Below are 13,210 nucleotides of genomic sequence, written 5' to 3' on the forward strand. Positions count from 1 at the left end.
GAAATTTCGTTGGTCGCGCGTTCAGCGTCGGAGCGGAGACTAAATCGTGACCTGCTCACCGATCTCGACGACCCGATTGGCGGGCAGCTTGAAGTATGACGATGGATCAATGCCGAGCCCCGCGAGCGCGATGTAGAGCTTGTCCTGCCAGCCCGGCAGACCGGAGTTTGGATCACTGATAAGGGTCCTGCGCCCCAGATAGAACGACGTCTGCATGATCTCGAACTTGAACCCTGCTTTCTTGCAGAGCGACAGCGCTTTCGAGACGTTCGGCTCGTCCATGAAGCCAAAGCAAAGTTCGAGCCTTGCAAACCTGTCCGAAAGTTCGGTCAGTGATACGCGGTCTTCCTCTGCCACATACGGGTGCTCGGTCGTCCGGATGGTCAGGATGACGTTTTGTTCGTGGAGGACGTGATTGTGCTTTATGTTGTGGAGGAGGACGGCGGGTGTCTTGTCGCCCACGCTGGTCAGAAAGACGGCCGTCCCGCGAACGGTCTGGGGCGCATGGGTGGATTTTTCGATCGAGCGGATAAACGTTTCGAGAGGGATGTCGTTGCGCGCGGTCTTTTCGCGGAGCATTTGGGATCCGCGCGTCCAGGTCCACATCACGACCATGATCGTCAATGCCAGCGCTACAGGCACCCAGCCGCCATCATGGATCTTGAGCAAATTGGCGAGCAAAAAGACGGTCTCGATAACAAGCAAAGGTGCAAGTATCAGTCCCGCGAGAAGGGTGGAGTAGCCCCAGACGGAACGGAGGAACTGGAAAGCCATCACTGTTGTCACGACCATGGCGCCGGTCACCGAGATCCCGTAGGCGGTGGCAAGGGACTCCGAGTCGCCGAACGAGAAGATGAGCACGATGACGCCAACAAACAGGAGCACGTTTACGGCAGGCACATAAATCTGGCCGGTGTTGGTCTCGGAGGTGAACTTGATCAGCAGCCGAGGGAGGAAGCCCAAATGAACCGCCTGCCGTGCGAGCGAGAACGCCCCCGTGATAACCGCCTGGCTGGCAATGATTGTGGCCATGGTGGCGAGGATGACCATCGGCAGCAGAGCCCAGTCCGGATAGAGAAGGTAAAAAGGATTGTGCATCGCCTCGGGGTGACTGAGCACGAGCGCACCCTGTCCGAGGTAGTTCACCGCCAATGCGGGGAACACAAGCGCAAACCATGCGGTGCTGATCGGCTTGCGCCCGAAGTGACCGAGATCCGCGTATAGGGCTTCCGCTCCCGTGACCGTCAGGAAGACGGCGCCGAGCACGATCAGGCCTGCCCAGCCCGCGTGAGTGATGAACCAAAAGGCATTGATAGGGTTCAACGCCTCAAGGATCGTCCAGTCGTCGCCAATGTGGATAAGACCGCCCCAGGCCATCGCGAGGAACCAGACCACCGTAATCGGCCCAAAGAACTTTGCGACCGCTTGCGTGCCCTTTGACTGGACCGCAAAGAGCGCGACCATCACGGCCGCGGACAGTGGCAGCACGTATTCAGAAAGGGCGGGCGTGACGAGCTTCATGCCTTCAAGCGCCGACATGACCGAAAGGGCAGGGGTGATCATGGCATCGCCGATGAACAGTGCCGCCCCAACCAACCCTGCAAAAAACAACACCGGCATGAAGCTGCCTGTCTTTTTCATCAGAAGCGCGAGAAGCGACAGGGTTCCGCCTTCCCCGTCATTGTCGGCGCGCAGCAGAAAGAGCACGTACTTGAACGTGACGATGATCGTCAGCGTCCAGACCATAAGGGAAATAAGGCCGATGACTTCTTCACCCTGTACACCGTCGCTCGAGAAAGGGCGGAGTGCTTCGCGAAATGCGTAAAGCGGACTCGTCCCGATGTCGCCATAAACGACGCCAACGCATCCAAGCAGGAGAACAAGGAAGTTTCGCGTCTCCGTTTGAGGCTCGAAAGCTTCGCTATGCGAGGTGGGCATGAGGTCTCCTGGATCGAACCGCTAAAAACGGTCCCAGTATATGGTGCATTGCGAAAGGTGAGGCAAATACGGATTTGCGAGTTTCCCGCCTGGTCCGCCTCAGATCCGTCTCGTGCGCGGGAATTTGCGCCTTGGGAGGACGAATTCCTCACTGACGAGCGCCTCGCTACTCGCCGTATGGAACGGGGGAGGGTTCCCGGCATCGATTCTGTGCGGCTTTGATCTGCGACGTTCTCGTTTTGTGCTTTGAGCATCGCATAATGTATCTTCGTAATCGAACAGGCGTGCGATCCCGGTGCCTGCCAAGGGATACGGGGTTCTGACTTCGCCCTGAAGCGCCTCGACGCCCCGCGGAACCTGCGAGTTGGCCATGAGGCGGATTGGCTGCGCGGTCGAGGCAAAACGCTGAAACTGCCAGTTCCATGCGCAATCCTGCAAACGACGTCGCCACGAGATTATGGTCGGGGCGTGCTATCGTGGCACGTGGACAGCGCTTTTTTCTCGCGATCGCCCGGCATGCTGACGGCGGAGATGCCCGTCGGATGCTTCCAAGCGTTGTGCTCGTGAGCAACTGCGTGCCGACGCTGCCGGCCGGTGAATTACCGAACCGATGTTCGCCGTTGTGGCGCAGGGCGCAAAGCATGTCTGCCTCGCAGATCAGGTCGCTTCCTATCGTCCTGGTTGAACAATTCAGTTTGGGACGGAGTTCTGGTCGGCAGCACACGGTTGCAGCTTGCTGAGCAGGCGGAAGTTAGCAAATCACCGACGATACCAGCAAGCCTCGGAGAGAGCGCACGGGGGGTGTTGTCTAGTCTGAACATGTCAACTGAACATCAGGACTAGGAGAAAGAGCGTGACTGTAAATCAGGTAAACGAAGTCGAAGGCAAGGTAGCAATCGTTACGGGCGCCGCCAGCGGAATCGGCAAGGCCACCGTCGAACTGCTCCAGTCCCGCGGTGCGAAAGTCATCGCCGAGGATATTGACCCCCAGGTCGAGGCCCTCAGAAAAGACGGCATCGTGCCATTCGTCGCCGACATTTCCAAGGACGGCAGCGCTGAGAAAGCGGTTGCACTCGCCATCGAGAACTTCGGAAAGCTTGATCTGTTGGTGAACAATGCCGCTCGCATCGTCTACAAGCCCGTCGTCGAAATGACCCGAGAGGATTGGGATTACGTGATGGAAACGAACGTGACCGGTTCGTTCCTTCATTCGCGCGAAGCCGCAAAGGTGATGATCAGGCAGAAGAGCGGAGCGATCGTCAACATCGCGTCCTACGCGTCCTATTTCGCTTTCCCGACCATTGCCGCCTACACCTCGTCAAAGGGGGCGTTGGCGCAATTGACTCGGACCATGGCACTGGAGCTTGCCGAACACGGCATTCGCGTCAACGCGATCGGTTCCGGTGACGTCGTCACCAACCTATTGAACAGCTTCATGGAAGACGGTCCCGGCTTTTTGACCGAGCACGGCAAGGGCGCGCCGATCGGCCGCGCTGCTCAGCCTTCGGAGATCGCGGAAATCGTCGCGTTCCTTGCCTCCGACCGCGCGAGCTTCATTGTCGGTTCCGTTGTCATGGCTGACGGTGGCTACAGCGTTCAGATCAAGTAAGGAAAGTTGCCGTTGCCCGAAAGTTCGGGCAGCGGCCCTTCGGCTTCGCCGGCTTGCGGCCAGCCATTTGGCATCACGGGTACTTGTCGATCTTGCTGGAAACCGGATGGCTCACGCCAAGGGCGTAGCACCTGTTTTGGTCCTGAGGCGTTCGCGTCTGAAACGTTGGACGTGGTCAACCAGGGCGCGCAACTTGGGCGCCATATTGTGCCGGCTGGGGAAATAGAGAAAAAATCCCGGGAAGGGCGGCAGATAGTCTTCCAGGATTGAAACCAACTCGCCTCGTTCGAGGTAGGGGCGAAAGGTCTCCTCCAGCGCGAATGTAATGCCGCCGCCGGCCAGTGCCGCCCGTATCATAAGGCGCAGGTCATTCGTGGTGATCTGGGGTTCGACCGAAACGTCGAAGGCTTCCCCTTCCTGGGCGAATTCCCACCGGTAGGGAGCCGTGTCCGGTGACGGACGCCATCCGATGCAGCGATGATGGATCAGGTCCCTCGGATGTGTCGGAAACCCGTGGGCTTCGAAATAGGCGGGGCTCGCCACGACGACTTCCTTTTGTTCGCCCGACAGTGGAACGGCCACCATATCCTGCTCGATGACATCCCCCAGCCGCACCCCTGCATCGAAGCCGCCGGCGACGATATCGAACGTATCGTCCGTCACCGTCACGTCGACGATGATATTGGGGTAGGCCTCAGCAAAGGAGGCGACAAGAGGCCCGGAGAGAAAATCTTCGGCAATCGAGGTCACCGCGATGCGAAGCACACCGTGGGGGTTGGCGTTACCGCCAACATCTTCGAGCGCAGACAGGACCTCGGCCATCGGACGCGAAAGCGTATCGCGCAGGCGCTCACCCGCTTCGGTGAGCCGGACGCTGCGCGTGGTGCGGGTGACGAGCGCTATCCCGCAGCCGTCTTCCAGCCGCCGGATGCCCTGGCTGATGGCCGAGCGCGTGACGCCGAGGCGGGCGGCGGCGGCCACGAAATTCGCCTCCTCGGCCACCGCGAGGAAAAGCGGCAGCAGGTTCAGATCCAGCATCATTGTCGCACCATGCTAACCAATCTGATTAGTTACAACGGAATACCGACGACAATCAACCGCATCTATTCTTCCTTCATCCCACGGCGCAGGCGCCGAATGGGGATCGAAACGGCACCCGCGATGAAAGGAAGTACGATGACCTCTTTGAAGATCATGTTTGCCACCGGGGCAATCGTCGGCGCACTTGCCAGCCAGGTTGCCGCTCAGGATGCCGCTTACCCGCAAGATGACCACAAAGCGTCCCTTGGGGCTTCCCGGAAAGAAATCGTCGAAACGCTTTTCAACGTCATTCGCCATGCCGGTTATCCGCTGGAGGAAAAAGCTCTGCTGATCACGCAGGAGCGCATGTCGCTGTTCGATGCCAGACAGGCGCCTGCGGCATAGCCAGAGAAGCGCCTTGCGCAAGATCCCGACGGCTCGCGCAAGCCGGCAAGAGAGTTCTGCCCGTGATGGGCCTAGGTCCAGTCGACCCATCCGGATTGGATGAGGCCGCAGCAAACAGGAGCCACCCATGTCAGCCTACCTCGTTGTCGATCTCGACATTCAAGATCATGATGCGATTGCCGATTACCGTTCCAAGGCACTGCCGCTCGTCGCCGAAGCCGGCGGCCGGCTCATTGCCCTTGATGATGCCCCGCTCCAGCTCGAAGGCTGGGAGGCGAGCAACATGCTGATCATCGAATTCCCCGACATGCAGGCGATCCGCGATCTTTTCGCGTCGCCGGCCTATACGCCTCTCGCAAGACAAAGACAGTCTGCGGCGGGCTCGCGGATCATCGCCCTGCGCGGCTTCGAGCCGGCGTGACGATCGTTGGTGCGAAGCCGCAACATGACCATCACACCTCAAGAAAGGACATTCCTATGAGCAACATCACAGACAAGATCGTTCTCGTCACCGGCGCCAGCAGCGGCATCGGCGAGGCGACGGCACGCGCCCTTGCCAAGGCCGGCGCCGTGGTCGTGCTTGGGGCACGACGCATCGACCGCCTCGAAACCCTGGCCGCCGAGATCACTGCCACAGGCGGCAAGGCACTCTACCGGAGCCTCGACGTCACGTCCCGCGCGGATGTCCAGGCCTTCGCCGATACCGCGCTCGATGCCTTTGGGCGCATCGACGTGATCGTCAACAATGCCGGCGTCATGCCGCTTTCGCCAATGGCTTCGCTGAAAGTGGATGAATGGGACCGGATGGTCGACGTCAACATCAAGGGCGTGCTTTACGGCATCGCCTCCGTGCTGCCCGCCATGAACCGGCAGGGCGCCGGGCAGGTGATCAACGTCTCGTCCGTCGGAGGCCTTTCGGTATCGCCGACGGCCGCCGTCTACTGCGCCACCAAATATGCCGTGCGGGCTATTTCCGATGGGTTGCGGCAGGAAAACGACCGGATCCGCGTGACCTGCGTGTATCCGGGCGTCGTGGAATCGGAACTGGCCGATAGCATCACCGATCCGACTGCCGCCGAAGCGATGGTCGCCTATCGCCAGATAGCTCTGAAGCCGGAGGCCATCGCTGACGCGATCGTGCATGTGATCGGCCAACCCGCGGATGTCGATACCAGCGAAATCGTCATCCGCCCCACTGCAAGCATGTGATCGGAGGACGGGATGCCGAACCGATCCGGACTTGCAACGGCGGACCTTGCCGCGATGCTGTTTTGCATGGCCTCCGCCCAGGAAGGATATTCCCAGATGACAATGATCCGGAACACAACTCTACCAGACCAGGCGCATCCCTATGTCGGTATGTGGATCACCGCGGATGGCCGCATTCGTCACAACCTGTTGCCGAACGGCCGCTATGACGAGGCGCGTGGCCGACGGGAAAGCGCTTATCAGGGACGATACGAAGTCCGCGGCAATCACATCGACTACTGGGACGATACCGGATTTACCGCCGATGGCGATTTCATCGACGGAGTGCTGCACCATGCCGGCATGATCCTCTATCGCGACGGAAAGAAACCGGACTAAGCGGCGAAGTCTTCGTTCTTCCCTTTTCCCTGGCGCCGGATATCCTTGATTCCGGCGCCACATTTGCTTGAGCGATCCATGGGTAGGGAGACGATCATGGCTTTGGACGAACCATCCGCGTATCTGCCCATCCCCGAGCGAACCTCCCCGGTCGGTCTCGAAAGTTACATCAGCGGAAACACGCTGGAAAGCGGCGACGGACCGGCGTGGAGAGATGTCTTCGTGCAGGTGCTCTCGCGACACCGCGCTCAACATCCCTTCCTGCTGCCCGCCGTCGCCGAGCCTCTTATCGTCTGGATCATGTCTGGCAGTGCCGTTGTCGAGGAGCGGGATCTCGGCGGCGAATGGATGGCAAACCGCGTCGAGGTCGGCGATTTCTTCCTGACATGCTCGCCGGTGCCTTATGAAATGCGCTGGCGGGCCGAGGGCAACCAATCCTTTCGCGTCATGCATCTTTACGTTTCCGTGCCGCTGTTCGAGCGGGTGGTCGAGGCGATGTTCGGCAAGGACGGCGGGAACGTAACCTTGAAGGACGTCTCCGGCGGCCGCGACGCGACGCTCTCGAATATCCTTAGTCTCCTTAACGAGGAACTGGCAGCGGATGGCGGTGGCAGCCCGCTTTATGTCGAAGGGTTGGCGCAAAGCCTTGCCGTCCATCTCGTGCGCCACTATGCGGTCGCCAATACCGAGATGCGTGCGCAGAACGCCTTGCCCGGCGCAAAACTCAGGAGAGCGATCGCCTTCATGGAGAAACATGTCGAGGAGCCGTTCGATCTCGGCCGCCTGGCACAGGAGGTCGGCATCAGCGAATTCCATTTCAGCCGGTTGTTCAAGAAGGCGACGGGTCTTCCTCCCTCGCACTATTTCATCCGGCAGCGGGTGGCCAAGGCCCAGCAGTTGCTGCAGGAAACCGACACCAGCATCATCGAGATCGGCCTTTCGGTCGGTTATTCCAGTCCCAGCCACTTCGCCCAGATTTTCCGCCGTGAAACGGGGCTTACGCCGAGCGACTATCGCAGGGGCTAGGCTCATTCGGCGCAGAATTGAGCAAAATCCCGATAGCCTCGGCAAGCCACCGGGAGAGGAAAAATCCCGGATTTCATAGGGTTCTCCTTGTCGAAAGCAAACACCTCTCCGCTTCCGGAGCGGGTTTGCAAGCAACAAGGAGATATCATCATGGCGAATATCAACGGCAAAGTCGCACTGGTCACCGGTGCTTCGAGCGGCATTGGCGCAGCAACGGCGCTTGCGCTTGCCAGAGCCGGCGTAAAGGTTGGCATCGCGGCACGGCGCGCCGATCGTCTGGAAGAGCTGAAGGCCGAAATCACTGAGAAGGGTGGTGAAGCCCTGGTCATCGAGATGGACGTGGTCGATCCGGCTTCCGTCGAAGCTGGCGTGAAGAAGCTGATCGATGCCTATGGCACGATCGACATTCTCTTCAACAATGCCGGCCTGATGCCGCTTTCCGACATCGACCAGTTCAAGACGGCCGAATGGCTTCGCATGGTCGACGTCAACGTGAAGGGCCTCTTGAACACGACGGCGGCCGTGCTGCCGCAGATGATCAAGCAGAATTCCGGCCACATCTTCAACACCTCCTCGATCGCCGGCCGCAAGGTCTTCAAGGGACTGTCGGTCTATTGCGCCACGAAGCATGCCGTGACCGCCTTCTCCGACGGTCTGCGCATGGAGGTCGGCCAGAAGCACAACATCCGCGTCACCTGCATCCAGCCCGGCGCGGTCGCGACCGAACTTTATGACCAGATCACGGATCCGGGCTACCGCCAGCAGATGGATGATCTCGCCAAGCAGATGACTTTCCTGCAAAGCGCCGACGTGGCCGACACGATCGTGTTTGCGGCCCAGGCACCCGCGCACGTCAATGTGGCCGAGCTCTTCGTCCTGCCGGTTGAACAGGGCTGGTAGTCGTGAACCATCGGCCTTCCCGTCCGAGATGGGGAGGCCGACGATCAAGGAGTTTTCCCATGAAGGAAGTACCAGCCTCCGGGGCCTTTCGTCAGCTCGAACCGGGTCCGATTGTGCTCGTGACGACCAGCTACGAAGGAACGCCCAACGTCATGACGATGGGCTTCCACATGATGATCCAGCACACACCGCCCTTGATCGGCTGTGTCATCGGTCCCTGGGATCATAGCTACCGCGCTCTGAGAGCGACCGGTGAATGCGTCATCGCCGTCCCGACCATCGATCTTGCAAGGGCGGTCGTCGATATCGGCAATTGCTCGGGCGGCACGGTCCACAAGTTCGAGCGTTTCGCCCTGACGCCGCAGCCGGCACGCAGTGTCGCGGCGCCACTGATCGGCGAGTGCCTTGCCAACATCGAATGCAGGGTGGTCGATACCGTCGAGGCCTATAACCTCTTCATCCTGCAGGCCGAGCGGCTGTGGATCGACACGGACCGCAAGGAGCGGCGGACCCTGCATCATCGCGGCGACGGTTTTTTTGCCACCGATGGCGATGTGCTCGATCTCAGCGAGCATATGGTGAAATGGCGTCACCTTCCGAGGTGACGCCATCGCCGACTTAGCAGTCGCCGGGCTGGAAAGCCCCTCGGCAATGGTCGAGCTCCGGCCTGGTCTCGTCGAAAGCGGTTAGCGCCGAGGGCGCTCCGGCATTGGCATTGCCCATCCATCGATCGAAGTTGACCGCAAACACGAGCATCAGGACGACCGCTGCGGCGAGAGCTTCGACCAGCGACGGGCGGGGGCGCCTGCGGCGGGCATCGTCGGCCGCCGCAATATCCCGGAAAGCGGGATGAAGATTGTCACAACCGGACATGACGGTTTCCTTCGAAGCCGATCAGGGGACGAGCACCATGGGGCCGTCGCCGCGGCGTTCGAGAATGTCGGCATGCGCGCGCTGCGCTTCCGACAGAGGATATTTCCGGGCGCTGACCGTGCCGAACACCCCGCTCCGCCAGGCATCGAACACTTCGTCGGCGGCGGCCTGAAGGTTGTCCTTCGTCACATGCTGGCCGGTGCTGCCACGCACCAGGCGGATGCCGCGACGGCTGAGTCCCGCCTCATCGATGGCGGCGCCACCCGATGCCGCGCCAATCACAGCAATCGTTCCGCCATCGCGGATCACGCCGAGCGTCGTGGCAAAGGTCGTTGCGCCGACCAGTTCATAGACGATATCGACGCCATTGGGGGCGACGGTGCGGATGTGCTCGTCGAGCGCGACGGTCTCATATGCAAATGCGTGGTCGACCGCCTGCTCCAGACCGGCGAGCTTACGTTGCGACCCGGTTCCGATCACCGTGATCCCGCGCGCCCGCAGCCAGCGGGCAAGCAGGTTTCCGACGCCGCCCGTCGCACCCTGAACGAGCACGCGGTCGCCTTCGCCGGGTTTCGCCATGGCGTTGATTGCCATCCAGGTGGTCAGACCCTTGGTGAGAATGGTCGCTGCCGTCTCAGCCGAAACGTCGTCGGGCAGTTTCACGAGGACGTCCTCGCTCACAACGCGCTCTGCGGCGTAGCTGCCGGGGGCGAAGAAATAGGCGACACGGTCGCCGGGGGCGAAGCGCGTGACGCCCGGACCGACCGTCTCGACTATACCGGCGCCCTCCACGCCGGCCACAGCGGGCAGACCGACCTTGAACGTGCCGTCCCGGAACATGGTGTCGACGAAGTTCACGCCGATCGCCTGCTGCCTGATCACCACTTCGCCGGCGCCGGGTGCGCGGGCATTTTCCTGTTCGACGCGCAGGACGGATGGACCGCCCCACTGGCTGTATTTGACGACGTAGGTCATGGCTTTCTCCATGGGCAGGCGGGGCCCGCCGACCTGTTGATCGGACTTCGGGGTGAGTGAGATCGCAAAAATGCGTTTGCTGGTATTTCGGCTTACAGCGTCAGCGCTTGAACGCACCGAGCTGGGTGAGACCGGACATCCAATCCTCGGTGTGCCAGGTCTTTTGGATCCTGCCGTCCTCGACAAGGTGAATATCGACGGCCTGGATGAGCAGTTTCCGCCCGGATGCCGGGAACCCGGCAAATGAACCCTTGTGGGTACCCGAGATTGTCGATCGGACGACGACCTTGTTTCCGTCGGAGATGATGTCCTCGACCGTGATCTGAAAGTCCGGGAAGGCGGTGTGAAGCATTCTCAGGACGCCCTTCGCGGATTGCGCTCCGCGAGGGGCGTCGGGTGCATCGGGAATGTCACGCCAACCGTCGGCGAGAATGGCTTCAAGGATCTCCGGCTTGTTCTTGTCGAAGGCTTCGTACCATTTGACCGCGATTTCCGTTTCCTCGTTCTGCGGTGCTGCCATTGCCCAGCCGCCGGCAAGCAGCGAAGCGACCAACGGAAGGATCTTCAGGACGCGCATGGGATCTGCCTTTCTTGCTTGGAGTGGAAGCTGACACAGGAGCGCCGGCTCGAAAGCCGGCGCGATCCTTCCGCCTAGCGGCGCCAGCCATCGATGCTGAACTTGCCGCCGCCGAAAGCGACGACATGCAACAGGCCACCGGCCATGGCGATGTTCTTGAAGAAGTGAACGAACTGGTTCAGGTCTGCGAGGTCGTTGTGGAAGCTGACTGCTGTGGCGACGGAGAACACGGCAAGACCCGCTGCGACGAGGCGCGTCTGGTAGCCGAGGACAAGGGCGGCGCCGCCGATGAGTTCCACAGCGAGTGCTGCGCCATAGGCCAGCGTCGGGAACGGCAGCCCGACGGATTCGATATAGCCGATCGTCATCGCCGGGGCGGTGAGCTTGCTGAAGCCCGACAGCAGAAAGATCAGGCTGATGAGGATGCGACCGATGGCCGGCAGAACGGCCTGAACGGCGGCGGAGGACGTCAGGTCTTCGATCTGACGAGCGGTTGCGATATGCGACATGCTGGTTTCCTTTGAAATCGGCAGCCACCATGGCCGCTCTGTGGAAACAACTATGCCGCGATCGAACTCATCGCAAAAGCCGAATAAAATAGACGATAACGCTCTATAATTTCGAACGTTTTAGGCTGCGTTCCAGCCACGGATTCCCATGCGGAAACCCCCATCGCTGGCGCGATGAGGGCGTTGACGCTGAGTATGGGCGGGCCGTGAAAGGGCTCCGTCAGCCCTTCTTGATCAGATTGACCGCCACCAGCGGACCGCCGAACTGTTGCATGGGCGCGGCGGCCTTGAGGCCACCGAGATCGAGTGCCGCAAAGCCTAGTTTCTCGACAAGGTCTGCGACGCGGGTGTTGGCGTCTTTATCGTCGCCGGACAACAACACGACCCGGCGTCCCGACGCCTCGGCGGGGTCGGCTGCGAGCACGGCGGCCGGAAGCGTGTTGAAGGCCTTGACCACTTTTGCGCCTGGAAGCGTCTCCGCGACGATCTCGCTCGATAGCCTGCCGCCAAGGTCGGCGGGGCGGAATTCGGGGAAGGTGATCGCATTGGTGGCGTCGATGACGATCGTCCCCGTCCAGTCCTTGCGAACCTTTGCCAGGTCGGGCACCGCCGTGAACGGCAGGGCGAGGATGACGATATCCTGCGCCACGGCTTCGTCGATCTCGACGGGGATTGTCGTGTCGCCGGACTTCCTGGCGGCAGCAAGCGATGCGGGCCCTCGGCTGTTGGCCACTTTGACAGGTATTTCCTTTGACGCGAAATGTTCGATGAGCGCCGAGCCAATGGCACCGGATCCGATGATTGCGTAGGTCATTTCGATTTCCTTCAGTTTCCTTGTTTGGGATGGGGCTAGGTGATGTTTCTGGGCCCGTCGGGCAGCGGCGTAAACTCCGTTTCTCCCGGTACACCTGGGAACACCCGGTCTTGCCAGTCGAGGGCCGCCTGCTCGATGCGGTCGCGGCGGCTCGACACGAAGTTCCAGAAAATGTGCCGTTTCTCGGCGAGCGGTTCGCCGCCCAGCACCATGAGCCGCGCTGGGCCAATCGCCTGGAGGACGATTTCGGAGCCGGGTTTGAAGACAACCAGTTGATCCTGCCTGAACCGCTCTTGCTGTCCGGTGACTTCGATCGTTCCACTGATGACGAAGACGGCCCGCTCGATGTGCTCACCGTCGAGGCGGAAGCGCGCGCCGGCCGCCAGGGCCACGTCGGCATTGAACATGTCGGAGAACATTCTTGCCGGCGCGCGCGCGCCATGAAGCGAGCCTGCGATCAGGCGCATGTCGACGCCTTCCCCCTCGATGCGCGGTAGCGCATCCGCCGCAATATGCTGGAAGCCAGGGTCCGTTTCCTCGTGCGTGGTCGGAAGCGCCACCCAGCTTTGAAAGCCGAACAGACGTCCTCCTCTCTGGCGTAGCGTGTCGCTGCTGCGCTCGGAGTGGACAATCCCCCTACCTGCGGTCATCACGTTGACTTCACCCGGCCTTATCTTCTGGACATAATTCTCGCTGTCGCGATGGATGATTTCTCCGTTGATCAGATAGCTGATCGTCGACAGTCCGATATGCGGGTGCGGTCGCGAGTCGATCCCGGCGCCGGGACCGAACGTCACGGGTCCGAAGCTGTCCAGAAATATGAAGGGACCGACCGTGCGTCGCAGCGGTGACGGAAGCGCACGCTTGACCGAGAACCCGCCAAGATCGCGCGTCGCCGGGAGGATGATCTGTTCTATTCGTGTATTCGAGGCATAAGTCATTTTCGCTCCTTCAACGATCCAGTCTCAGCCGGGAGG

17 protein-coding genes are annotated in these 13,210 nt (G+C 60.8%); 9 read left to right on the forward strand and 8 right to left on the reverse strand.

Going from position 1 to position 13,210, the window contains the following annotated elements:
• Nucleotides 1-39: 39 nt before the first annotated feature.
• The gene (locus BLU35_RS17015; protein WP_093233834.1) at nt 40-1,938 is read right to left on the reverse strand and encodes a potassium transporter Kup; all 1,899 of its coding nucleotides are present in this window, start codon (nt 1,936-1,938) and stop codon (nt 40-42) included.
• A gap of 610 nt (nt 1,939-2,548) precedes the next feature.
• On the opposite strand from BLU35_RS17015, the gene BLU35_RS36675 reads away from it, so the two are divergent.
• Both BLU35_RS36675 and BLU35_RS17020 read left to right on the forward strand, forming a co-directional pair.
• Nucleotides 2,549-2,623, forward strand: a complete 75-nt coding sequence (locus tag BLU35_RS36675; RefSeq protein ID WP_353615037.1) for a hypothetical protein — start codon at nt 2,549-2,551, stop codon at nt 2,621-2,623.
• Between the two features lie 168 nt (nt 2,624-2,791).
• Nucleotides 2,792-3,547, forward strand: a complete 756-nt coding sequence (locus BLU35_RS17020) for an SDR family NAD(P)-dependent oxidoreductase (protein WP_093233835.1) — start codon at nt 2,792-2,794, stop codon at nt 3,545-3,547.
• A 111-nt stretch (nt 3,548-3,658) separates the two neighbouring features.
• On the opposite strand, the gene BLU35_RS17025 is transcribed toward BLU35_RS17020, so the two are convergent.
• Nucleotides 3,659-4,588: a LysR family transcriptional regulator gene (locus BLU35_RS17025; protein WP_093233836.1), complete on the reverse strand. Its 930-nt coding sequence runs from the start codon at nt 4,586-4,588 to the stop codon at nt 3,659-3,661.
• Between the two features lie 96 nt (nt 4,589-4,684).
• On the opposite strand from BLU35_RS17025, the gene BLU35_RS17030 reads away from it, so the two are divergent.
• The 7 genes from BLU35_RS17030 to BLU35_RS17060 all read left to right on the forward strand — a co-directional run bounded on the left by BLU35_RS17030 (nt 4,685) and on the right by BLU35_RS17060 (nt 9,090).
• On the forward strand, nt 4,685-4,972 hold the full coding sequence (locus BLU35_RS17030) for a hypothetical protein (protein WP_143032945.1): 288 nt from the start codon (nt 4,685-4,687) through the stop codon (nt 4,970-4,972).
• A gap of 127 nt (nt 4,973-5,099) precedes the next feature.
• On the forward strand, nt 5,100-5,393 hold the full coding sequence (locus BLU35_RS17035) for a DUF1330 domain-containing protein (RefSeq protein ID WP_093233838.1): 294 nt from the start codon (nt 5,100-5,102) through the stop codon (nt 5,391-5,393).
• Nucleotides 5,394-5,449: 56 nt separating this feature from the next.
• Entirely contained in the window at nt 5,450-6,181 is a 732-nt protein-coding gene (locus tag BLU35_RS17040; protein ID WP_093233839.1) for an SDR family oxidoreductase, read from the forward strand.
• A gap of 96 nt (nt 6,182-6,277) precedes the next feature.
• On the forward strand, nt 6,278-6,559 hold the full coding sequence (locus BLU35_RS17045; protein ID WP_502688158.1) for an Atu4866 domain-containing protein: 282 nt from the start codon (nt 6,278-6,280) through the stop codon (nt 6,557-6,559).
• A 96-nt stretch (nt 6,560-6,655) separates the two neighbouring features.
• Complete coding sequence (locus BLU35_RS17050) at nt 6,656-7,585, forward strand: helix-turn-helix domain-containing protein (protein ID WP_353615036.1); 930 nt, start codon at nt 6,656-6,658, stop codon at nt 7,583-7,585.
• Nucleotides 7,586-7,735: 150 nt separating this feature from the next.
• Nucleotides 7,736-8,485, forward strand: coding sequence for an SDR family oxidoreductase (locus BLU35_RS17055; protein ID WP_093233841.1), 750 nt, complete (start codon nt 7,736-7,738; stop codon nt 8,483-8,485).
• A gap of 59 nt (nt 8,486-8,544) precedes the next feature.
• A complete protein-coding gene (locus BLU35_RS17060) occupies nt 8,545-9,090 on the forward strand; it encodes a flavin reductase family protein (protein ID WP_093233842.1) in 546 nt (181 codons plus the stop codon).
• 13 nt (nt 9,091-9,103) lie between these two features.
• On the opposite strand, the gene BLU35_RS17065 is transcribed toward BLU35_RS17060, so the two are convergent.
• The 6 genes from BLU35_RS17065 to BLU35_RS17090 all read right to left on the reverse strand — a co-directional run bounded on the left by BLU35_RS17065 (nt 9,104) and on the right by BLU35_RS17090 (nt 13,174).
• Nucleotides 9,104-9,358: a hypothetical protein gene (locus BLU35_RS17065; RefSeq protein WP_093233843.1), complete on the reverse strand. Its 255-nt coding sequence runs from the start codon at nt 9,356-9,358 to the stop codon at nt 9,104-9,106.
• Nucleotides 9,359-9,379: 21 nt separating this feature from the next.
• Complete coding sequence (locus BLU35_RS17070) at nt 9,380-10,333, reverse strand: alcohol dehydrogenase catalytic domain-containing protein (RefSeq protein WP_162765156.1); 954 nt, start codon at nt 10,331-10,333, stop codon at nt 9,380-9,382.
• Between the two features lie 100 nt (nt 10,334-10,433).
• A complete protein-coding gene (locus BLU35_RS17075) occupies nt 10,434-10,910 on the reverse strand; it encodes an ester cyclase (protein ID WP_093233845.1) in 477 nt (158 codons plus the stop codon).
• Between the two features lie 74 nt (nt 10,911-10,984).
• Complete coding sequence (locus BLU35_RS17080) at nt 10,985-11,419, reverse strand: DoxX family protein (protein WP_093233846.1); 435 nt, start codon at nt 11,417-11,419, stop codon at nt 10,985-10,987.
• 220 nt (nt 11,420-11,639) lie between these two features.
• A complete protein-coding gene (locus BLU35_RS17085) occupies nt 11,640-12,233 on the reverse strand; it encodes an NADPH-dependent F420 reductase (protein ID WP_093233847.1) in 594 nt (197 codons plus the stop codon).
• A 35-nt stretch (nt 12,234-12,268) separates the two neighbouring features.
• Nucleotides 12,269-13,174, reverse strand: a complete 906-nt coding sequence (locus BLU35_RS17090) for a pirin family protein (RefSeq protein WP_093233848.1) — start codon at nt 13,172-13,174, stop codon at nt 12,269-12,271.
• Nucleotides 13,175-13,210: the final 36 nt, after the last annotated feature.

Origin of the sequence: Sinorhizobium sp. NFACC03 (assembly GCF_900103435.1) — a bacterium.
GTDB lineage: Bacteria > Pseudomonadota > Alphaproteobacteria > Rhizobiales > Rhizobiaceae > Ensifer.